Annotated in this window: 21 protein-coding genes, 2 rRNA genes, 1 pseudogene and 1 riboswitch (1 of these 25 cut by a window edge); of the genes and pseudogenes, 20 read left to right on the forward strand and 4 right to left on the reverse strand. The window is 52.5% G+C overall.

Annotated features, from left to right (window positions below; translation table 11 throughout):
- Positions 1 to 322, forward strand: a 23S ribosomal RNA gene (locus ABC395_RS00865) (it extends 2595 nt beyond the left edge of the window).
- 134 nt (positions 323 to 456) lie between these two features.
- Positions 457 to 573 (forward strand): 5S ribosomal RNA (rrf, locus tag ABC395_RS00870).
- A gap of 253 nt (positions 574 to 826) precedes the next feature.
- Here rrf and ABC395_RS00875 read toward each other — a convergent pair.
- Complete coding sequence (locus ABC395_RS00875; protein ID WP_413000201.1) at positions 827 to 1342, reverse strand: hypothetical protein; 516 nt, start codon at positions 1340 to 1342, stop codon at positions 827 to 829.
- Between the two features lie 271 nt (positions 1343 to 1613).
- Here ABC395_RS00875 and ABC395_RS00880 point away from each other — a divergent pair, with 271 nt between their 5' ends.
- The 10 genes from ABC395_RS00880 to rsmI all read left to right on the forward strand — a co-directional run bounded on the left by ABC395_RS00880 (position 1614) and on the right by rsmI (position 9175).
- Positions 1614 to 1799 (forward strand): sigma factor G inhibitor Gin, encoded by a 186-nt coding sequence (locus tag ABC395_RS00880; RefSeq protein WP_009671897.1) that lies wholly within the window; start codon positions 1614 to 1616, stop codon positions 1797 to 1799.
- A gap of 245 nt (positions 1800 to 2044) precedes the next feature.
- Positions 2045 to 3424, forward strand: a complete 1380-nt coding sequence (locus tag ABC395_RS00885) for an aminotransferase class I/II-fold pyridoxal phosphate-dependent enzyme (protein WP_413000202.1) — start codon at positions 2045 to 2047, stop codon at positions 3422 to 3424.
- A 51-nt stretch (positions 3425 to 3475) separates the two neighbouring features.
- Positions 3476 to 4141 (forward strand): dTMP kinase, encoded by a 666-nt coding sequence (gene tmk, locus ABC395_RS00890; protein WP_413000203.1) that lies wholly within the window; start codon positions 3476 to 3478, stop codon positions 4139 to 4141.
- A 19-nt stretch (positions 4142 to 4160) separates the two neighbouring features.
- A complete protein-coding gene (locus ABC395_RS00895; RefSeq protein WP_009671881.1) occupies positions 4161 to 4490 on the forward strand; it encodes a cyclic-di-AMP receptor in 330 nt (109 codons plus the stop codon).
- Between the two features lie 58 nt (positions 4491 to 4548).
- A complete protein-coding gene (locus ABC395_RS00900; protein WP_413000204.1) occupies positions 4549 to 4995 on the forward strand; it encodes a YaaR family protein in 447 nt (148 codons plus the stop codon).
- A 20-nt stretch (positions 4996 to 5015) separates the two neighbouring features.
- Positions 5016 to 5993 carry a DNA polymerase III subunit delta' gene (holB, locus tag ABC395_RS00905; protein ID WP_413000205.1) on the forward strand — a complete coding sequence of 326 codons (978 nt, stop codon included), beginning with the start codon at positions 5016 to 5018 and terminating at the stop codon, positions 5991 to 5993.
- A 1-nt stretch (position 5994) separates the two neighbouring features.
- The gene (locus ABC395_RS00910; protein WP_016424270.1) at positions 5995 to 6798 is read left to right on the forward strand and encodes a PSP1 domain-containing protein; all 804 of its coding nucleotides are present in this window, start codon (positions 5995 to 5997) and stop codon (positions 6796 to 6798) included.
- 36 nt (positions 6799 to 6834) lie between these two features.
- The gene (gene yabA, locus ABC395_RS00915) at positions 6835 to 7173 is read left to right on the forward strand and encodes a DNA replication initiation control protein YabA (RefSeq protein WP_103997897.1); all 339 of its coding nucleotides are present in this window, start codon (positions 6835 to 6837) and stop codon (positions 7171 to 7173) included.
- Positions 7174 to 7247: 74 nt separating this feature from the next.
- A complete protein-coding gene (locus ABC395_RS00920; protein WP_413000206.1) occupies positions 7248 to 8045 on the forward strand; it encodes a tRNA1(Val) (adenine(37)-N6)-methyltransferase in 798 nt (265 codons plus the stop codon).
- A 296-nt stretch (positions 8046 to 8341) separates the two neighbouring features.
- Positions 8342 to 9175 (forward strand): 16S rRNA (cytidine(1402)-2'-O)-methyltransferase, encoded by an 834-nt coding sequence (gene rsmI, locus ABC395_RS00925; protein ID WP_413006663.1) that lies wholly within the window; start codon positions 8342 to 8344, stop codon positions 9173 to 9175.
- A 483-nt stretch (positions 9176 to 9658) separates the two neighbouring features.
- Here rsmI and ABC395_RS00930 read toward each other — a convergent pair whose 3' ends face one another.
- Positions 9659 to 9913 (reverse strand): AbrB/MazE/SpoVT family DNA-binding domain-containing protein, encoded by a 255-nt coding sequence (locus ABC395_RS00930; RefSeq protein ID WP_009671874.1) that lies wholly within the window; start codon positions 9911 to 9913, stop codon positions 9659 to 9661.
- Positions 9914 to 10253: 340 nt separating this feature from the next.
- Between ABC395_RS00930 and ABC395_RS00935 the strand changes: the two are divergent.
- Together ABC395_RS00935 and ABC395_RS00940 are read left to right on the forward strand one after the other, a co-directional pair.
- A pseudogene (locus ABC395_RS00935) lies at positions 10254 to 11529 on the forward strand (HD domain-containing protein).
- A 35-nt stretch (positions 11530 to 11564) separates the two neighbouring features.
- Positions 11565 to 12332: a TatD family hydrolase gene (locus tag ABC395_RS00940; protein ID WP_413000207.1), complete on the forward strand. Its 768-nt coding sequence runs from the start codon at positions 11565 to 11567 to the stop codon at positions 12330 to 12332.
- Here ABC395_RS00940 and ABC395_RS00945 read toward each other — a convergent pair.
- Together ABC395_RS00945 and ABC395_RS00950 are read right to left on the reverse strand one after the other, a co-directional pair.
- Positions 12315 to 13577 (reverse strand): ABC transporter permease, encoded by a 1263-nt coding sequence (locus tag ABC395_RS00945; RefSeq protein WP_413000208.1) that lies wholly within the window; start codon positions 13575 to 13577, stop codon positions 12315 to 12317. The two genes, ABC395_RS00940 and ABC395_RS00945, sit on opposite strands and share 18 nt — an antisense overlap.
- Positions 13574 to 14317 (reverse strand): ABC transporter ATP-binding protein, encoded by a 744-nt coding sequence (locus ABC395_RS00950; protein ID WP_413000209.1) that lies wholly within the window; start codon positions 14315 to 14317, stop codon positions 13574 to 13576. Before ABC395_RS00950 ends, ABC395_RS00945 begins: the two co-directional genes overlap by 4 nt.
- Positions 14318 to 14605: 288 nt before the next feature.
- Positions 14606 to 14801, forward strand: a riboswitch (cyclic di-AMP (ydaO/yuaA leader).
- 286 nt (positions 14802 to 15087) lie between these two features.
- Here ABC395_RS00950 and ABC395_RS00955 point away from each other — a divergent pair.
- The 6 genes from ABC395_RS00955 (at position 15088) to ABC395_RS00980 (ending at position 19793) form a co-directional block, all read left to right on the forward strand.
- Positions 15088 to 16209: a resuscitation-promoting factor gene (locus tag ABC395_RS00955; protein ID WP_413000210.1), complete on the forward strand. Its 1122-nt coding sequence runs from the start codon at positions 15088 to 15090 to the stop codon at positions 16207 to 16209.
- A 105-nt stretch (positions 16210 to 16314) separates the two neighbouring features.
- Positions 16315 to 16860 (forward strand): ribonuclease M5, encoded by a 546-nt coding sequence (rnmV, locus tag ABC395_RS00960; protein WP_413000211.1) that lies wholly within the window; start codon positions 16315 to 16317, stop codon positions 16858 to 16860.
- 48 nt (positions 16861 to 16908) lie between these two features.
- Positions 16909 to 17829 (forward strand): 16S rRNA (adenine(1518)-N(6)/adenine(1519)-N(6))-dimethyltransferase RsmA, encoded by a 921-nt coding sequence (rsmA, locus tag ABC395_RS00965; RefSeq protein ID WP_103997906.1) that lies wholly within the window; start codon positions 16909 to 16911, stop codon positions 17827 to 17829.
- 62 nt (positions 17830 to 17891) lie between these two features.
- Complete coding sequence (yabG, locus tag ABC395_RS00970; protein WP_413000212.1) at positions 17892 to 18770, forward strand: sporulation peptidase YabG; 879 nt, start codon at positions 17892 to 17894, stop codon at positions 18768 to 18770.
- Between the two features lie 383 nt (positions 18771 to 19153).
- The gene (gene veg, locus ABC395_RS00975; RefSeq protein WP_103997908.1) at positions 19154 to 19435 is read left to right on the forward strand and encodes a biofilm formation stimulator Veg; all 282 of its coding nucleotides are present in this window, start codon (positions 19154 to 19156) and stop codon (positions 19433 to 19435) included.
- 178 nt (positions 19436 to 19613) lie between these two features.
- Positions 19614 to 19793 carry a small, acid-soluble spore protein, alpha/beta type gene (locus ABC395_RS00980; protein WP_413000213.1) on the forward strand — a complete coding sequence of 60 codons (180 nt, stop codon included), beginning with the start codon at positions 19614 to 19616 and terminating at the stop codon, positions 19791 to 19793.
- Positions 19794 to 19959 lie beyond the last annotated feature (166 nt).

A 19959-nucleotide genomic window follows, 5' to 3' on the forward strand; every position in this document is an offset into this window, starting at 1 on the left:
GTACGCGAGCTGGGTTCAGAACGTCGTGAGACAGTTCGGTCCCTATCTGTCGCGGGCGCAGGAAATTTGAGAGGAGCTGTCCTTAGTACGAGAGGACCGGGATGGACGTACCGCTGGTGTACCAGTTGTCTCGCCAGAGGCATCGCTGGGTAGCTATGTACGGAAGGGATAAGCGCTGAAAGCATCTAAGCGTGAAGCCCCCCTCAAGATGAGATTTCCCAGTATGTAAGACCCCTTGAAGACGACGAGGTAGATAGGTTGGAGGTGGAAGCACAGCAATGTGTGGAGCTGACCAATACTAATCGGTCGAGGGCTTGACCACGAGGCACTTACGACAGTAGATGCCGCATCGGAAGCATACCCAGCGTATGCACCACAAGATCTTTGGATGGATCGACTGCACGTTTCGCTGCTAGTTTTCAGGGAGCAACCCTGATGTGTCTACATAGACACCTGTTTGGTGACGATGGCGGAAGGGAACCACGCGTACCCATCCCGAACACGACCGTTAAGCCTTCCAGCGCCGATGGTACTTGGACCGAAGGGTCCTGGGAGAGTAGGACGTTGCCAAGCACAAATAAAACCTTTTCGAACTCCAATTCGAAAAGGTTTTTTATTGTTTAAGATAAATTCAAGTTAAAAAAAGACCGGTCCAGGATAGAGCCTCGGATCCGATCTTTATGTACCGCACAGTCCCCAAGCGGGTGTGATATCGCTTGACGTTAGCCGACCACCACGATATATTTTCCATTTCTAAGGTTCATCATTTCCAATTATGAGACGCCTTTTTACCAATTTTATTTCCAGAGCAGGCAGGGACGAGGACTTACTGCTTGTAGCATGATGTTTCATTAGCACGGAGACGCAGCCAGCCGACTCCATATTGTTTCCGGAACATCAGAAACATATAAAACCGCCCCCCCAAAATCCACAGGTGCACAAACAGGATATTGGATAAGGCCGCGGCGCCGAGCCAAGGATACAGAAGCAGTATGCCGGCGAATCCCGAGATAAGAAGGTGCAGGTGAAGACGGACGAAAGACCGCAGCATTACGTACTGCTCGGGAATATAGCCCGTCCACAGATGAGCGAAACGGAAAGACCAGCCCTGAGGCTCCGCTTTTCTCACAAAATGAAGATAACCGCGGATTGCCAGCATATGAAGAAGTTGAACGAAAATATAGCCGAGACATAAAGAAAGCAAACTGTTTGTAAGCAGGGCTTTAACCGCCCATACCGCGGCAAACGCGTAATAAACGCCGAGCAGCAGGAGATGATGCGGAATACGCCGAAGAAGGGTGTACGTGTAGATAATCGCATCGCTGGAAGTGTTGTTTTTCAAATTGGAAAGCCTCCGTATAAACCGTCTGTTGTCCTAGTCAGTATCTCATAAGCAGGGTACTCTATCTATATCGGATTTAAAGCGTCGCTTTTTAAAGATTAAAGGGGAGAAAGATTGCTGCAATGAGAGCTTTGCACGCAGGCAAAACCCCAAGACCCCGCATTTCGTGGCGAGAAGGGCACCCTGATGTGCTTGCAACCCTTTCTTTTGCGTCTAAAAGAATCGTAAACCGGACATACTGCTAATAGGAAAAAAAGTAGAGGTGATCCGTATGGAAGACCCGGTTCTGGTGAAATGTATCGTATGCGGAGAAGAAAAGCAGGAAGGCATTCAGATCGCTTCGGAATTTATCTGTGATGCTTGCGAGGCTGAAATTGTACGCACCGATGTGATGGATGTTAAATATTCTTTTTTTATCCGCCAGTTAAAACAGATTTTTTATAAGCAAAACGCCTGATCTGGGGCGCAGTAAGCATAGTGCTTGAAATATGCCTTGATTTTCTGGACGGCTGACAGGTATGCTTAATTTACTTCATGAATATAGGATTTCAAAGGATGCTTGGATATGCCAAATCGCGAAAACGCACCCCTTTTCGAAAAAATGAGGGAGCATTATGAACGAAGACCGGCCAGTTTCCATGTACCCGGTCATAAATCAGGCAGGGGAGCGGACCGAGAGGCCGCTCCTTTTTTGGGCCGCTGATGGCACTCGACTATACCGAGATCAGCGGCCTGGACGATCTCCACCAACCCGAAGAGGCGATCCGCGAGGCGCAGGCGCTCGCGGCGGATTGTTTCGGGGCGGAGGAGACGTTGTTCCTCGTTGGCGGCAGTACGGCCGGCAACCTGGCCATGATCATGTCGCTGTGCGGGCCCGGCGACATTCTTCTCGTGCAGCGCAACGCCCACAAATCCGTGCTTCACGGATTAATGCTGGCCGGCGCGCACGCGGTTTTTATTTCCCCGCGGACCGATGGGGAAAGCGGTATACCCGCCTCCGTCAGGCTGAGCGACGTCGAAGACGCGCTCTCCCGGTATCCGGAGGCGAAGGGGCTGCTGCTGACCAATCCGAACTATTACGGAATGGGAGTGGATCTGCGCCCTTACGCCGATCTGATGCACCGGCACGGCCTGCCGCTGCTGGTAGATGAGGCGCATGGGGCGCATTACGGCTTTCATCCGGCACTGCCGGAGAACGCGCTTGCCTGCGGCGCCGATGGCGTGGTCCAGTCCACCCACAAAATGCTCACGGCGATGACAATGGGGGCGATGCTCCATCTCCGCCACGACCGGCTGGACCGGGAAAGAATACGGATGCTGCTTTCGATGCTCCAAAGTTCGAGCCCGTCCTACCCGATCATGGCTTCGCTTGATCTGGCGAGGAGGCAGATGCATCTCAACGGGAAAAAGCTAGTCGAAGAAGGATTGAAAGCCGTTCAGAGACTTCGTGAAGGGCTGGAAGACCTGTATGGTTTCCGGCAGTTGAAACATCATTCGGGACAAGCGGCCTATGACCATTTGGATCCGTTTAAAGTGACGATCTATGACGGGACAGGGACGCTGAGCGGCTCAGAGCTGCAGGGTCTTTTAGAAGAAGCCGGATGTTTTGTGGAGCTTGCCGCGGATAAAGCCGTTCTGCTTCTGCTGACGCCCGCCTCGACAATGGAAGACGCGGAAAGAGTTTTGAAAGCTTGTGCAGCCATTTCCACGGAATACTTGACAAATAAGCAGGAACTTCCGGGCATCAGCCCGAATAGTATGTATGAGCCTCTTCTTAACTCCGTTTCCAAACCCGTTCCCTTGAACATACCCGTTACCCGAGACTGGAAGGACCGTGTACAGGAGACTGTATGCATCATGCCGATTGAGAGTTCCGCCGGTAAAAGATCCGCTGAAATGGTGATCCCCTATCCGCCCGGAATTCCTTTGCTGTATCCTGGAGAGCTTATTCAAGAGGATACGGCGGCTGAGCTTAAGCGGCTGGCCGATTCGGGAGCGAGATTTCATGGAAGCCGGGAGGCGGCGAAGGGCCGTCTGAAGGTACTGACGGATACTCCGGAAGATACCGTGAAAGCAACATAGAATAACTTCCGGCCTGAAGGTTGGTTTCGTTTTTATTTTTAGGAGGGTAATGTGAAAGAACTATTTCTTACATTCGAGGGCCCTGACGGCTCGGGCAAAACGACGCAGCTGCGTAGACTGGCCGAATCGCTGCAGGAGCTCGGATATGATACGGTCGTAACGCGGGAGCCGGGAGGCACACCGATCAGCGACCACATACGCAGTCTTGTTCTAACGCCGGACTACAAGGAAATGGCGGACCATACGGAGGTTCTGCTCTATGCCGCATCTCGTGCCCAGCACGTCCGGGAATTGATCATGCCGGCGCTGAAGGCGAACCGGATCGTGCTTTGCGACCGTTTTGTCGACGCGAGTCTGGCCTATCAGTCCTATGGACTCGGGATCGGCCTGGAAGAGGTAGCGGCGATTAACCGTTTCGCGACCGGAGGGCTGGAGCCTACGCGCACGTACCTGCTGGATGTTCCGGTTGAAACAAGCCGCCGCAGGCTGTTGGCAAGGACTCAGTCAGCCGGCGGAGAAGGCCTGGACCGGATCGAACAGAAGGGCGAAGCGTATCATACCCGTGTCCGGGAAGGGTTTATGAGGATCCTGGAACAAAATCCGCAGCGGATTTGTCTGATTGATGCAGACCGCACTCAGGATGAAATCGCCCGTGATATTTTGCAGGATTGTAAACAACTGTTAGATCGTGTCTTTTTTCCAAAGCCTGAGGTATAATGAAAGAGGGGGATCTGCGATGAAACTCGTAATCGCCGTTGTTCAAGACAAAGACAGCAATCGTCTTTCCAATGCTTTGATCAAGGAAGGGTTCCGTGCAACCAAGTTGGCCAGTACCGGCGGTTTTCTGCGTGCGGGCAACACGACGTTCATGATCGGTATCGAGGATGAGCGGGTTCCGGAAGTTTTCAAAGTGATCAAGGCTAACTGCAAAGTCCGTGATCAGCTTGTGACGCCGGTATCGCCGATGGGCGGTACGACAGATTCATATATTCCGTTCCCGGTTGAAGTGCAGGTCGGCGGTGCCGCCGTGTTTCTGCTTCCGGTCGAACGTTTTGAGCACTTCTAAAGCGGCTGGAACCGACCGACGGAACCCGCCAATACGCAACAAAAGGGGAGCATGAAGCTTGAAAATCAACCCGGGGTGGCAGCCGATCGGTAAGAACGTAAAGGTCCCTGAAACGGCGCCCACTCTTCAATCGCCTCCCAAAGACTTTTCCTCCTTTATGCTCAAGCATGACGAAAAGGTCACCATGGAGCAGCTTAACCGGATGCTTCAGCAGATCGGGCTTCAGGGTGACCGTCTTTCCAGATCCATGACGCTGCGGGAGCTTCGGCAGTACAAGCTGCTGATCAAGCAGTTTCTGGAGGAAACGGCCCGTCAGGGCGTCGGCTTGCGCGAGACTCGCGGATGGGATAGGAGAGGCCGGACGAAGAGGTACAAGCTGCTGGAGGAAGTAGACGGCGCACTGCTCGGCATGGCGGACGATCTGCTTGAAACGGAGCAGGGACGTCTGGAAATTTTGCAGCGAATAGGCGAAATACGAGGCATGCTGATCCACTTTTTATTTTAAAGACAGTGGAGAATATACAAATGTCTTTTCAAACGATCCCAGGCCAGGAAACGGCCAAGCGCATATTGCAAAGCGGCTTGCGGCAGGATAAAATATCGCACGCTTATATATTCAGCGGTCCGGTAGGTACGGGGAGGAAGCAGACGGCCCTTATGCTGGCGAAAGCGATCTACTGCACGAACCTCAAGGATGACGCCTGCGGGGAATGTCTGGAGTGCAGGAAGGTCGAGCATGGCAACCATCCGGATCTTTACAGAATCGAGCCCGACGGGGCTTCCATCAAGATCGATCAGATTCGTGAGCTGCAGAAGCAGTTTGCCTATCGTTCCGCCGGTTCGGGCACGAAGATTTATATTCTTAACCAGGCGGAGAAAATGACCGTTCAGGCTGCCAACAGCCTGCTTAAGTTTTTGGAGGAACCGAATTCGAAAGTGGTTGCGGTACTCATTACGGAGAATGGACATGCTCTGCTGCCGACTATTCAGTCCCGTTCCCAGTGGATTTCATTCACACCTATGCCCAGGGCGGAGATGGCGAGAGTTCTGCTGGAAGAAGGTCACCCTGCTGCCCTGGTGCAGCCTGCCATTCATCTGACCGCCGGCATACAAGCGGCCAAAGAAATGATCCAGACAAATGGGTTTGCCGAAATCCGCGGCACAATGATACAATTGTTGAGGGAAACGCTGACACGCTATCCGTCTTCCTTTGTTACGCTGCAGCAGAAGTGGATCAAAGCCGGGCTGGCCGATCATACGGCTCTGCTTTTCGATCTCATGATTTTATGGTTGAAAGACATGGTTTCCCTGCGAATCGGTCGCAAGGAAAATTTCGTATATATCGACCAGATGGACTGGATGGGCCCGTTGTCGTTCAAAAGGGAAACCGGGGATTGGGTGCGTTTGCTTGCCCGTGCGGTTGAACTTCAAAAACGGCTCCGGTTCAATGCCAATCGGCAGCTGGTTGTCGAGAAAATGCTAGTGGACATACAGGGGGTGTAACATGTATTCCGTCGTAGGTGTCCGCTTCAAAAAGGCGGGCAAGGTGTATTATTTTGATCCCATTGACCTTCCTGTGGAACAAGAGAACGCCGTAATCGTCGAGACCGCCAGAGGCATCGAATATGGCAGAGTGGTCATCGGAAAGAAAACCGTTCAAGAGAACGACGTTGTCCTTCCGCTCAAGAAAGTCATCCGGATTGCGAATCCGACGGATGCCCAGCTTGTTGAAGAGAACAAGAAGGCGGCCAAAGATGCTTTCGGGATTTGTTTGAATAAAATCAAGGATCATCAGCTCAAAATGAAGCTGGTGGACGTGGAATATACATTTGACCGGAATAAAATTATTTTTTATTTTACGGCTGAAGGAAGGGTCGACTTCCGGGAGCTGGTTAAGGACTTGGCGAGCATTTTCAGAACGCGTATCGAACTTCGTCAAATCGGGGTGCGGGATGAGGCCAAAATGCTGGGCGGAATCGGGCCGTGCGGCCGAATCTTGTGCTGTTCTTCCTTCCTGGGAGATTTCGAACCGGTATCGATCAAGATGGCCAAGGACCAGAACCTGTCTCTGAATCCGACCAAAATATCCGGATTGTGCGGCCGGCTTATGTGCTGCTTGAAGTTCGAGCATGACAACTACGAGAGCGCCAAAGACAGCGTGCCTTCCGTAGGAACTTATGTGATTACTTCACTTGGCAACGGCAAGGTGCTTTCACTGAATATGAACGAAAAAACTTGTAAGGTTCAGCTGTACGATATCGGCAAAATAATGGATCTTCCTTTTGACGATGTAGCGGAGCAAGATTAGTTAACGGATGCGGGAAGCGTTACTTGAGGTGAGACAGTGGAGAAACATGAAATGTTTGCGCAAATCGACGGTTTGGAAGAGCAGATCGGAAAAGCATATGCAGAGCTTGGCGATTTGAAGAAAACCATCATTTCTTTGCTTGAGGATAACCAAAGGCTGATGATGGAAAATCAACAGCTTCGCAAATTGCTGAAGCAGGGGGATGCCGAGGAGACGGATTCCGAACCCGAGAAAGGCATTGAGCCTGTAATCGGCGAAGGATACGACAATCTGGCCCGTCTGTATTATGAAGGCTTCCATATCTGCAATGTCTATTACGGACACCTGCGGACGGAAGGAGACTGTTTGTTCTGCCTGTCTTTCTTAAATAAATAACGTAAGCCGTAGGGAACTTTTCTCTACGGTTTTTTCCATATGAGAATTCCGGTTAAAATAAAGGAGGAGTCCGTGTGCAGGTTGCACTGCATGAAACGGAGCGGATCGACGATCTGCTGACACATGATTTGAAAATCATCCAAAGCGAAGAGGTATTTGCTTTTTCTTTGGATGCGGTTTTATTGGCAAGGTTCTGCACGGTTCCCCCACGGGGCAAAATTGTCGATTTGTGCTCCGGCAACGGAGTCATTCCCCTTCTGTTGTCTACAAGAACAGCCGGGGGCGAGATCTGGGGCGTGGAAATTCAGGAGCGCTTGGCAGGTATGGGGAAGCGCAATATTGAGCTGAACGGTTTGCAGCAAAGGCTTCATATGGTACATGCCGACCTTAAGCAGATTCACCGGACGCTGGGAGCTTCGCAGTATGATCTGGTGACGGTCAATCCGCCCTATTTGCCGGTCCCGGCGGGCGAACAGAACCGTAATGAGCATGTAGCTGCCGCAAGGCACGAGCTTTTCTGTACCCTGGAGGACGTGGTAGCTTCTTCGGCCAAACTGCTCAAAGCGGGAGGCAAGATGGCCATGGTACACCGGCCGAACCGGTTGGTCGATATTTGCACATTGATGAGACAGTACCGTATCGAGCCCAAAAGAGTACGTTTCGTTCATCCGAGGCAGGGAGAAGAGGCGATGATGGTACTGATCGAGGGCATCCGTGACGGCAAAGCGGATATGCGGACTCTTCCACCGCTCTTCGTTCACGAGGAAGGCGGAAGATATTGCGGCGAACTCCACGCCGTGTTTTACGGAGAGAAAAATGAGCTGGAATCGGGCGGGAATAAAGCCCCGGAAAACGAAAGAAACAGAGGATAACCGGCATGAATTTTAACATACAGCGAAGCTATATAATGAAGAAAGACGATCAGCGCCAATTCGGGAAGGAGGGAGATGCGGCTAATGCGGTGGTGGAAACAGAGTATGAGTATGGGGCCGGGAAAGCAAAGGAACAAGCAGCCCTAGAATCAAAAGATTCACTGAACCCGGAAAAGCAGGCCGAGGCTAAAGCAATCGGCAAAAATAAGTTCGGCCACGATGCCGTCTCATCTACGCCGGATCAGATTAAGGGAAGGGGCCGCAGCCGGGAAACGGAGAAGGCGGCGGGTACGGGAATGCTCTATCTGGTCGGCACTCCGATCGGCAATCTCGAAGACATGACCTACCGGGCCGTCCGCATCCTCAAGGAAGCGGACCTAATCGCCGCGGAGGATACGCGCCAGACCCGCAAGCTGCTGACTCACTTCGACATTTCCGGGAGGCTCGTCAGCTATCACGAGCATAACAAGCAGGCGAGCGGCCCAGAGCTGATCCGGCTCATGAGCGAGGGGCAGACCGTCGCGCTCGTCAGCGATGCGGGGCTGCCGGCGATCTCCGATCCCGGGCACGATTTGGTCCGGCTCGCAATAGAAGCCGGAGTCAGGGTCGTGCCGGTTCCGGGAGCGAACGCGGCCTTGTCGGCCCTTATCGCCTCAGGGCTCCCTACCGATGAATTTACTTTCATCGGATTCCTGCCGCGCGATAAGAAAGATCAGCAGCGGGAGCTGGCGCGGCTTGCGCCTGCGCAGGGCACGCTGCTGTTCTACGAATCCCCCCATCGGGTTGTCCGTACGCTCGAGCAGATGCTCGAATCATGGGGGGATCGTGAGATCTGCCTGGCGCGCGAATTGACGAAGCGCTATGAAGAGTTCGGGCGCGGCCGGATCAGCGGTGCGCTGGCTCATCTCGCCGAGCATCCGCCTCAAGGCGAGTACGTGGTCCTCGTGGAGGGACGCAGCGCGGCCGAAACGGCGGAGGCGGAAGCCGCATGGTGGAAGGAGCTATCGCTGGAGGCGCATGCCGCCCATTACATGGAGCAGGGGCTTAACAAGAAGGAAGCGATCAAAAAGACCGCTTCCGACAGGGGGCTGCCGAAGCGGGACGTCTACAACGAACTGCTTCAGAATTGAGTCTCCGGCGGTGGGGAAATCAACCTGAGATTTCGGGGAGGCAAGACGGTTGACCACCGTCCTGTGATACTGCACCGGGCACAGGCAGCACGCGGTACGCAATCTTGGGGCCGGTATATTTTCGCCCGAGCAATCAGGAACGCGGATAACCGGTGCCGATCACAGGACTTTTCTTTCTGCGTCCCAAATACGCATAGGTGTTAAGCGAAAGCCGGACTGGGATGCTTCATCCGTATCAAGCGAAGCATACGGCCAGGCCGGAGACATACGCTTGGAAACGTCGAAGCTTTTCACAGTTTCCTTCTGCCCCAAGTACCCGGGCGTCGTACACTTGTTCTAAAGCAAGCTTTTTCATCCCTCCGGACAAAAAAATGTCCCCAATCCGTGACGGTGGTCCGCCGGGATCAGAGACGTAGAGGAGATATGAAAAAGGTTAGAATTACCAATGGGAACTTTGCTAGTTCTTATTATATACTATTTTTCTTATTTTGTCACAGGTATTGGCATTTCATTTAAACATTCGTGACAAACAATTTTTCCTTTGAAATAAGTCACATTTTCAGCGTTTCCGCAGAAGATACAAGCAGGCTCATACTTCTTAAGCATGATGCGCTCGCCGTCTACATAAATCTCCAGCGCGTCTTTTTCACCGATACCGAGTGTACGGCGAAGTTCGATTGGAATAACGACACGCCCCAATTCGTCGACTTTTCTTACAATACCTGTGGATTTCATCATATATAAAAGCTCCTTCCAATCTACTGAAATAATTAATCGTCATTATTCGACATAGTTTTCGATATTCATGATACCAAGCATTCCCAAAATAGTCAACCCAAAATTGGTCTCTAATTGCAGTTTTTATATTTAATGAATTCTTTGTGAAAAGCCGAATTCCTCCTTAACCCTTAAAAATAAGTGGATCTATTGCGGTTAAACGCTTTCTTCTAAAGTGACAATTGTTTTATTTTTGTGACAAGTAACGCTTAGTTTGGAAAATAACTTGTAACATTATTCGACAAAATACTTGCTTAAATGAGCAAATAGTCGGATTTTATGTCGAAAAGGAGACGCAAAAATGATAGAAGAAAAAGTTTTTAAAGACCCTGTCCATAAATACATTTATGTGCAGGACCGCACGGTTTGGGACCTCATCAACACCAAGGAATTTCAGCGGCTGCGGCGAATCCGCCAGCTGGGCACATCCTTCCTGACTTTTCACGGTGCGGAGCACAGTCGTTTTTCTCACTCGCTTGGCGTTTACGAGATTACGAGAAAGATTATTTCCCAGTTTGAAAGAAACTCGTATGCGGACTGGCCGGAGGAGGAAAGGCTGCTTTGCCTGTGCGCCGCTCTGCTGCATGATGTCGGTCACGGACCGTTTTCCCACTCTATAGAAAAAGTATTCGGAACGAATCACGAAAATTGGTCCTGCCGGATCATTTTAGGTGACAGTGAAGTGAATCAGGTGCTCTCGAAGGTCTCGCCGACATTTGCTCATGATGTTGCCGGTGTCATTTGCAAAACGTATCGCAAGGAGATTGTAACGAGTCTTGTCTCTTCCCAGTCTCGATGCCGACAGGATGGATTATTTGCTGCGGGACGCGTATTTTACCGGGGTTAATTACGGAACTTTCGATCTGGAGCGTATTCTAAGGGTAGTCCGGCCTTATAAAGGGAAAATTGTCGTAAAAGAGAGCGGGATGCATGCCGTCGAAGATTATTTAATGTCCCGTTACCAGATGTACTGGCAGGTTTATTTTCACCCGGTTACAAGGAGCGCGGAAATTTTGCTGGGGAAAGTTCTGGAGTGCGCCAAAGCACTGTTCGAAGACGGTTACTCGTTTACGTTTATGCCGGAACCTATCCTTCATCTTTTCCAAGGGAAGCTGTCGCTGGACGATTATTTCCTTCTAGACGAATCTTTGATGCAGACGGTTTTGATGTATTGGAGTTTGGAAAAAGATCCCGTACTGGCTGATTTGTCCGGACGTTTTCTTCACCGCCGTCTGTTTAAGTTCACCGCCGTGGAAGAGTGGGACAAAGAGCTGCTGACGGAATTCCGCGACGCTTTGGAGGAGGCCGGATTCGATGCGGATTATTACCTGGAGCTGGATTTCCCGTCGGACCAGTCGTATGACGTGTACCGGCCCGATACGGGCAAGGAAGACAAACAGCCTATTTTGCTGCTTGATGGCCAGGATAAACTGACGGAAATTTCGGTGCGCTCCGAAATCGTCAAATCGATCTCGGGTATCCACATGGGACAGCACCGCATTTATTATCCCGCCGAGTTGTTTGAAAAAGAGGGCGGCAGGGCTTCGGCCCTCCGCAAGAAGCTGTTCGACGCCTAACTCAAAAAACAGACGAAACAAAAGGAGTTCCCGTTATGCTGACCGATACTCATACTCATATGAACAATGAAGCTTTCAATGAAGACCGTGACGAAGCCATCCAAAGGGCTTGGGACAACGGAGTGACCCGGATCGTTAACGTAGGGTTCAACCGCGAAACCATTCCTTCTTCCATCGAGCTTGCCGAGAAGTACGATTTCATATGGTCGACGGTAGGCTGGCATCCGACGGATGCCGTGGATATGCGGCCGGGTGATCTTGAATGGATCGAGGAGCTGTGCAAGCACGAGAAAGTAGTGGCGATCGGGGAGATCGGGCTGGACTATCACTGGGATACGTCCCCGAAAGATGTGCAGGCGAAAGTGTTCCGCGAGCAGATCCGCCTTGCACGCAAGGTCGGGCTTCCTATCGTGATCCATAACCGCGAGGCTCATCAAGATATCGTCCAGATCCTGAGAGAAGAAAAAGCCGCCGAAGTCGGCGGCATTATGCACTGCTATTCCGGAAGCTGGGAAACGGCGAAGATGTGTCTGGATATGCATTTTCATATTTCCTTCGGCGGGCCCATTACGTTCAAAAACGCCAAGCAGCCCAAGGAAGTTCTGAAACAGGTGCCGCTTGACCGCCTGCTCATTGAAACGGACGCGCCTTATTTGACGCCGCATCCGTTCCGGGGCAAGCGCAACGAGACGTCCTACGTGCGTCTCGTTGCCGAAGCGGCCGCCGAGCTGCGCGGCATGAGCCTCGAGGAGCTCGCAAAGGTCACGACGGACAATGCCGTGCGCCTACTCGGCCTCAAATGAAGCGGTAAATTTCCGCTTCATGACCGTGGCGCACAGCACGAGGCCGAGCGCGAGGCCCGCGAGCGGAGCGGCTGCATAGACGCCCGCTCCGCTTAACAGCATCAGCAGGGTCAAAACGAGCCCCTGCAGGGCGAAGGCGGCACTGATGATCCGTACCACGGCGTCCACTTTACGGCGCGGATCTACCGGATAGGTCTGCAGCCAGAACGTGTAGCGGTGCGACTGCTCCAGAGAGGTGAGCTGAATCAGCGAGATGAACAGGGCCACGACGCACACGGCGGCGGCTACCGGCGCGGACTGAACGGCCGCGGCCGCCAGACCTGCCACGAGCGTGATCCGAACCACGATGCCGAGCAGTTCCGAACGGACGAACGTCTTCGTGAAGAGATACGGGTAAAGCGAGGAAGAACGGAACGAATACCGGTTCGTAATGCCCGCCAGCCATTGTCTCTGCTTCACCCGCACCGGAAGCTGCGGCACATCGGCGAATCCGCTGAAAAACAAGTACAGCCGGTACTGCTGCTTGCGGTCGTTGTCGATGAGATAATCCCAGGCGACGCCCATTGCCCGTTGTCCGGGCCCGAGCCTGTACGCGACCGCCCAGACGGCAAGTCCCGCCAAGAGAACGATTCCGCCCGGAAGCGGGCCCGTACCGAACAAGGCGAAGACGACTGCCGCGCTTGCGATCCAGCGGTACCCCGCCGAGACCAGACGCCATCCGGGAGAAGAAAAACGGCCTTCCTGCCAAGATCCGAGCAGGTTGGCTGTTTTTATTAGAAGAACAAAAATCGCCATCAGCCATAAAGGCTGTCCCTCCGTGCCCGTGCAGTGTTTGTACAAAGGCCAAGCAATCAGCATCAGGACAATGGAGCGTGCGGCCTGGATTCCCAAACTGTAGCGGAAAGCCGCCCGGAAGAACACATTCATAACGGGTTCCAGAGGCAGCAGAAATACCCGGTCCGCATTCTTTAGAAGGGTTCGCACCGAGCCGGCCGCAAGAGCCGGAACGAGGAGGAGCAGAACAATCCAAATGTAGGGAAAAGATGTCGGAAGCTGCTGAAGGATTTTTGCATAATAATAGGAAGAAACGATAAAAATCAGGAAAAGAAAACCGAAAAACTGGCTTCTTGCGACATAAGCCCAGTAGCGGGACGTTTCCTGCCGGTAATGGTCGAATCTGCGCTTCCACAGCTGGCGGACAGCCCCGGCCGTGCCCGCTCTGTGAACGGCTGCTTCCTGGTTCATGCCGGATTCCTCCGCACCAGCTCATAGAACAGCTCGTCCAGCGTCGCATCGGACAGCCCGGTCTGTTGTCTCAATTCCTCCAGCGTGCCTTGGGCAAGAATTCTCCCCTGATGGAGAACGACGAACCGGTCGCAGTATCTTTCGATCGTGGCCAGGATGTGGGAACAGATCAGGAAGCTTGCGCCTCTGCTCTTGAAATCCGCCATAATGTCGAGAAGAGAACGCATCGCCAGCGGGTCAAGACCGAGGAACGGCTCGTCAATGACATAAAGCGCGGGCTCGACAAGAAACGCATTCATGATCATGACTTTCTGCTTCATCCCTTTGGAGAGCTGGCCCGGGAAGCTTTTGCGCTTGGGCTCCATCTGGAACTCGCTCATCAGGCGGCCGGCACGTTCCTTGAACGCTTCCTTCGGAATATCGTAAGCCATCGCCGTCAGTTCCAAATGCTCTTCAATCGTCAGATCGTCGTACAATTCGGGAGACTCCGGGACGAAAGAATACGACGACCGGTAGCCGAGAGGATCTTCCTCCAAGGTCCGGTTGCGGATGCGGACACTGCCTTCCTGGGGCTTCAGAAGTCCGAGGATGTGTTTGATGGTCGTGCTTTTCCCTGCTCCGTTGAGTCCGATCAGACCGACCATTTCACCTTGTCCGACTGTAATTTCGAGATCGCGCAGAATCGGTTTTCCGGGTAAATAGCCTCCGCTGAGACGGGAAATGTGAAGAATTGGATCCATGCCTTCACCTGCTTTTCTTCAATCGGTTATTGCGGCTTCGGGCCTTTTCGGGCGGTTTGCCGTATCTTTTATTATAGTCAAAAAATGCCTGGAAGCCCAATCCCCAAGCGGAACGGCGGAAATGGGGAAAACTAGAAGCGAGATAACGGGAGAAAAAAGGAGAACGACTGCAAGATAATTAGATAAATGCCGTTGGTTTGGTTAAATTTGCTTATTTTTAAGGAATATGACCCCTTTACAGGTTGGATATTTGAGCGTAATATACTTTCATGATAACTTAATAAACGCCAAGTTTTAACGCTGAGTTTCCGTAAAAGGAAAACGGGGGAACCGCTGTCAAGGTCGGCACAGCTTTTGAGCCGATACAACAGGAAACAATTTGGGGTGAATCTCAATGGCAGGTGCAGGCAGCACCGCCGGCGAGTAGGGCAGCTCCCACGGCCCGAATCCGTCAGCTAACCTCGTAAGCGTACCGGGAGAGATAACCAACTGTCGTGTCATTCTGTTTAGTCGCGCTCACACACAGGCCACCGGGAAGCTTTCTATTTCCGATGGCCTTTTTTGTTCCATATCGGACGGGTATTCGACCCGCATACAGGTAAACATCAAGCGGAGGTGATGCAGACCCCGTAAAGACTGAGAGCAACCGGTCAGCCGGCGGGAAAGAAGCCAATTGCAAGGGTTCCGTTAGGAACCGCCAAATAAACCTAAGTCGCGTCCAAATCATCATGCGTATCACAGAGGCGAGGCTTTGAAGGAGGACCGAAGAAGTGGGCAATATCTCGCAACCAGAGACCCATGTTAAGCGATCATCCAGCATGTCCTTCGCATTGCGATGGAAGCATGAAAACTTGCGTATGATCATCCTTGCAGCTATCATTTCATTCGCTTTGACTTTCATGTTTTTGGTGTTGTTATACGGTACGGCTGGTAAGAGCGTATCATTGGTGGTAAACGGACGAGAAACCGTTGTGGAAACAAGACAATGGGTCCTGCAGCGCCTACTGGATGAACAAGCCATTACAATCGGTGAGCACGATCAGGTATCTATGCCGCTGGACGGCAAGATTCAAGACGGTCAGAAGATTGTCATCGATCATGCATCACCCGTGCAGCTAACTGCCGACGGGCAGACACAAACGGTGCACACCACTGCGAAAACGGTAGATAGAGTTCTGCAAGATTTAAATATTTCGCTGGGTGAGCACGACAAAGTGACTCCGGCCAAAGACACGGTGCTTTCAGCCAATGCGGCTATCGAAGTTGTCCGGGTGAAGAAAGAAACGGAAGAAATTTCGGAGCCGATCGCTTTCAGTGTGGTCAAGAAATCCGATGAAGATCTGCTGAAAGGCAAGGAGCAGGTCGTACAGGAGGGCCAGGAAGGCGTATTGGTCAAAAAGAAAGAGAAGATTTTCGAAAACGGAAAACTCGTATCCGAGCAGGTTATCGATCAAGCAGTCAAAAACGCCAGTGTGGATAAGATTGTGGCTGTAGGCACAAAAAATCCGGTCGTTACGGTGGCAGCCGCATCCGAACCGGTTAAGCCTAAGCAGGTAACTAAAGCAGGTACCAACATAGACGCGAAGAAAATATTAAAGAACGTTACCTTGACCGCTTACTCTTCCCAAGAGCCGGGCGTCGGTAACCGGACGGCCAGCGGAACCAAACCCGTACAGGGCCAAACGATTGCCGTGGATCCATCCGTCGTGCCGTTAGGCTGGTGGGTGTACATTGAAGGAATCGGATACCGCCGTGCGGAAGATACGGGCGGTGCCATTAAAAACCAGAAAATGGACGTTTATTTCGACAGCATGAGTTATGCGAAGACTTTCGGTGTGAAACGGGGATATACCGTTTATGTCATCGGCCCGAATAAACCGACACAAGATTAGGATAACATGTTACCTGTAACGAAGATTTACAAACCGGTAACAAACCGTATGCAAAAAGAAGAGGGATGCCCTCTTCTTTTTGTGCGCTTAAGAGAGGATAAGAACATGATCAAAGAAATCATTGTTGTCGAAGGAAAAGACGATACAACCGCCATCAAGCGGGCGGTCGAAGCGGATACGATCGAAACCGGGGGATCGGCAATCAACCGGGCGATTCTGGATCGTATCCGGCTGGCCCAGGAACGAAGAGGGGTAATTGTCTTTACGGATCCGGACCATGCGGGCGAACGCATCCGTAAAATCATTTCGGGCAAGGTTCCCGGCTGCAAGCACGCTTTTCTCCCCCAGGAACTTGCGGAGAAGCGCGGCGACATCGGAGTGGAGAACGCGACGCCTGAGGCCATAAGATCGGCCCTGGCCAACGTGAAGACTGAGTATGAAGGCGCCGTATCATTGTTAACCTGGGAAGATTTGATTGCGGCGGGCCTTATTGTTCACCCCGATGCCGCGGCCAGAAGGCTCGAAGTAGGAAAAAAGCTCGGAATCGGGTATTGTAATGGTAAGCAGTTTTACAAGCGCTGCGCCGCTTTTCAAATTTCCCGGGAAGAGTTCGAGGCTGCCGTTGAGCAGCTGGACCGTCCGGAGCAATAATTTACGCAGAGGCGGCTTCCGTCAGGAACGGAAGCTTGGAGGATGACTATGAACTCAAATGGACAAGGCGGCGGCCCGTTCTTTGCTTCTGAAGATGTGGCAACGCCCAAACGCACCAAAGATATTCTAAACCGGCACAATCTCGTGCTCAAAAAAAGTCTGGGACAGAACTTTCTCACGGACGGGAATGTCCTGCGCAACATCATTTCCGCGGCTGAGCTCTCTCCCGAGAAGGGAGCGCTGGAGATCGGGCCCGGCATCGGCGCGTTAACCCAGCAGCTGGCGAAGGAAGCCGGGCGTGTCGTCGCGGTGGAGATCGATCAGCGTCTGCTCCCCATCCTGCGGGAGACGCTGTCGCCCTATCCGTCGGCCGAGGTCGTTCACGGCGACGTATTGAAGCTCGATCTGAGACAGCTGATCGAGGAGAAATTCTCCGGCTTGTCCGGAATCAGCGTCGTCGCCAACCTTCCTTATTACATCACGACGCCGATCATCATGAAGCTGCTCGAAGAGAAGCTTCCGCTCGAAAACATCGTCGTGATGATCCAGAAGGAAGTGGCGGACCGGATGGCGGCCAAGCCGGGCGGCAAGGAGTACGGCAGCCTCAGCATCGCCGTACAATTCTACTGCGAAGCGGAACTGGTCACGATCGTTCCGCGCACCGTTTTCGTGCCGCAGCCGAACGTAGACTCGGCTGTGATCCGCCTGCGTCTGCGCAAAGGACCCCCCGTCGAAGTGGCGGACGAAGACTTCTTCTTCGAGGTGGTACAAGCCAGCTTTGCGCAGCGGCGCAAAACGATCTATAACAACCTCGGAGCCCGGTTCTTCTCCAAAGAGAACAAGCGCGATTTGGAGGCTCTTCTGCTGGAGGCGGGCATCGAGCCCAGCCGCCGCGGCGAAACGCTCAGCATGGAAGAATACGGCCGCGTGACGGAAGCTCTGCGGAACTGCCCCACCTGCAGCAAATAGAAGCGGGCTAATCACCAATTGCCCACCCCTGCCATACGATAGGCTTAGGAGGGGATGGCTTCATGAGGCAAGGCGATCTGGCGACCCGCAAATCCTACGGCAACGATATCATTTTTCGAATCCAGGAGATCGATACGACAAGGGCGATTCTTCGGGGCGTCGATTTTCGCCTGCTGGCGGACGCTCCCATTGCCGATTTATCCCGCGTAACGGCCGTCCGCGATTCGGACTTTCCGAGAGTAAATCTGCCCAGGGTAGGCGAGACAATCCGCAGCATCCGCCAGTTTCGTCAGGAGCTGTACCGGCTCAACGATAATCTGGTGCGTAATAAGCTGCCCGAGAATACGCAATATTTCGAGATGCCGGGTAAAATCCTGCATCTGGACGGCGACCCGAACTATCTGCGCAAAAGCATGAATTTGTACGGGGAGCTCCGCATTCCTGCGGAGGGCTTCTATGTGAGCGAATCTCAGATGGCTGTCACCCTGCAGCGGCTTCTGCCGCAGGTGAAGCCCGACATCGTCGTTGTCACGGGACATGACGGCCTGCTGAAAAACAGAAAGAAGCTGGACGTACACCAGCTCGACAGCTATAAAAACTCGCTTCACTTCGTCAGAGCCGTCCAGGTCGCGCGGCAGTACCAGAGCAACCGGGACGCCCTGACGATCGTAGCGGGTGCCTGCCAGTCCCACTTTGAGGCGCTGCTGCAGGCGGGAGCGAATTTCGCAAGCTCCCCCGCCCGTGTGCTCATACATGCGCTGGACCCTCTGTGCATAGCCGCCAAAGCGTCCTACACATCGATTCGCGACACGGTATCCATGGCAGACCTGGCCGGAGTTACGGTGACGGGCCTTGACGGAGTCGGCGGCATTGAAACGAGAGGCAGTTACCGGATGGGAGTGCCCCGGCTCGTGAATCTGACTGCGGAAGCCACTGTTTAAGCTCCTGACGGGGTGCCTGGCGAGGCGATAAGAGGAAGCGCTGCTTGCAAGTTTGGGAATAAAGGGTGCGGCTTCAGCAGCACCTGCCCGGCGTTTAAAATAAGCGTACAGAACCATGTATCTTGGATACAAGGGACTGTACGCTTTTTTTATGTGGATGAGTTCATCAGCGGAAGTGTGGCTTCTTGGGGCTGTCAGAGCTTCGTAAAAGGCAGCGATGCATAATTCTTCAGGTTTTGACAAAAGCTACGCTTAGGTAAAGATTTAAAAATAGGATTTTATACCGTTGACAACGTATTTGTCCGGCTGATATAATATTTAGCTTGTTTGACAAACACACTGTTTTAAGGTATAATAAACAGAGAAAGAGGTGGTAGATCACAATGGCTAAAAATGCGCTGTTGGAAATCAAACGCAGTCTTGAGCCTCATGTTGGACAGAAAATCATGTTGAAAGCAAATGGCGGCCGTCGGAAAACCATTGAGCGTTTCGGTGTTTTGGAAGAAACCTACCCTTCTGTTTTTATCGTAAAGCTAGACCAGGAACAACAAACATTTAAGCGGGTCTCGTACAGCTACGCGGATATTTTGACCGAATCCGTTGAAGTTACGGTTTGTGACGATGACGCAGCAGAAGAACTCCGCATCACGTATATACAGCATTAAGACCAGCGGCACTCCTTTGGGAGCTGCCGTTTTTGCTTTTCCGGGAGCTTTTGAGCAGCGGAAGGGGACAAGCGGCGCTTTCCTGTCCGTATTCAGGTCCGCATGAATGACATTCCGGTTCCCGACGCATACTAATGGTGCAACCCTACCGCAACCGCACCCTAAAGGAGGAACTAAGATGAGCAGAAGAAGAAGAGGCGTCATGTCCGATGAGTTTAAATATGAGCTCGCAAAGGACCTTGGTTTCTATGAGACCGTCGAGCGTGAAGGCTGGGGCGGGATACGGAGTAAAGATGCGGGGAATATGGTGAAAAGAGCTCTCCAGATCGCCGAGCAGGCTGCAAAACGCCGTCCATAAGACACGGATGTCAGCATGGAGCGTTAAAGTCGGGAAGAAGCGAAAATAGGGCTTTTATCTTGTAGGGAACTACTTTATTGCCGTTCTTTCCGTTCAACCGCGTTATACGAAAATGGCCGGTGCGGAATGTTCCTGCTGCCTTAAAATTCGTAGGTGCGCGGCTGTA

The organism is Paenibacillus canaveralius, assembly GCF_047238265.1.
GTDB lineage: Bacteria > Bacillota > Bacilli > Paenibacillales > NBRC-103111 > Paenibacillus_F.

What these genes read in the sequence shown, in the direction of transcription:
- ABC395_RS00880 (WP_009671897.1), top strand. Translation starts at nt 1,614, where the DNA reads ATGGAAGACCCGGTTCTGGTGAAATGTATCGTATGCGGAGAAGAAAAG.
- ABC395_RS00885 (WP_413000202.1), top strand. Translation starts at nt 2,045, where the DNA reads ATGGCACTCGACTATACCGAGATCAGCGGCCTGGACGATCTCCACCAA.
- ABC395_RS00895 (WP_009671881.1), top strand. Translation starts at nt 4,161, where the DNA reads ATGAAACTCGTAATCGCCGTTGTTCAAGACAAAGACAGCAATCGTCTT.
- holB (WP_413000205.1), top strand. Translation starts at nt 5,016, where the DNA reads ATGTCTTTTCAAACGATCCCAGGCCAGGAAACGGCCAAGCGCATATTG.
- ABC395_RS00910 (WP_016424270.1), top strand. Translation starts at nt 5,995, where the DNA reads ATGTATTCCGTCGTAGGTGTCCGCTTCAAAAAGGCGGGCAAGGTGTAT.
- rsmI (WP_413006663.1), top strand. Translation starts at nt 8,342, where the DNA reads ATGCTCTATCTGGTCGGCACTCCGATCGGCAATCTCGAAGACATGACC.
- ABC395_RS00930 (WP_009671874.1), bottom strand. Translation starts at nt 9,913, where the DNA reads ATGATGAAATCCACAGGTATTGTAAGAAAAGTCGACGAATTGGGGCGT.
- ABC395_RS00940 (WP_413000207.1), top strand. Translation starts at nt 11,565, where the DNA reads ATGCTGACCGATACTCATACTCATATGAACAATGAAGCTTTCAATGAA.
- ABC395_RS00945 (WP_413000208.1), bottom strand. Translation starts at nt 13,577, where the DNA reads ATGAACCAGGAAGCAGCCGTTCACAGAGCGGGCACGGCCGGGGCTGTC.
- ABC395_RS00950 (WP_413000209.1), bottom strand. Translation starts at nt 14,317, where the DNA reads ATGGATCCAATTCTTCACATTTCCCGTCTCAGCGGAGGCTATTTACCC.
- rnmV (WP_413000211.1), top strand. Translation starts at nt 16,315, where the DNA reads ATGATCAAAGAAATCATTGTTGTCGAAGGAAAAGACGATACAACCGCC.
- rsmA (WP_103997906.1), top strand. Translation starts at nt 16,909, where the DNA reads ATGAACTCAAATGGACAAGGCGGCGGCCCGTTCTTTGCTTCTGAAGAT.
- yabG (WP_413000212.1), top strand. Translation starts at nt 17,892, where the DNA reads ATGAGGCAAGGCGATCTGGCGACCCGCAAATCCTACGGCAACGATATC.
- veg (WP_103997908.1), top strand. Translation starts at nt 19,154, where the DNA reads ATGGCTAAAAATGCGCTGTTGGAAATCAAACGCAGTCTTGAGCCTCAT.
- ABC395_RS00980 (WP_413000213.1), top strand. Translation starts at nt 19,614, where the DNA reads ATGAGCAGAAGAAGAAGAGGCGTCATGTCCGATGAGTTTAAATATGAG.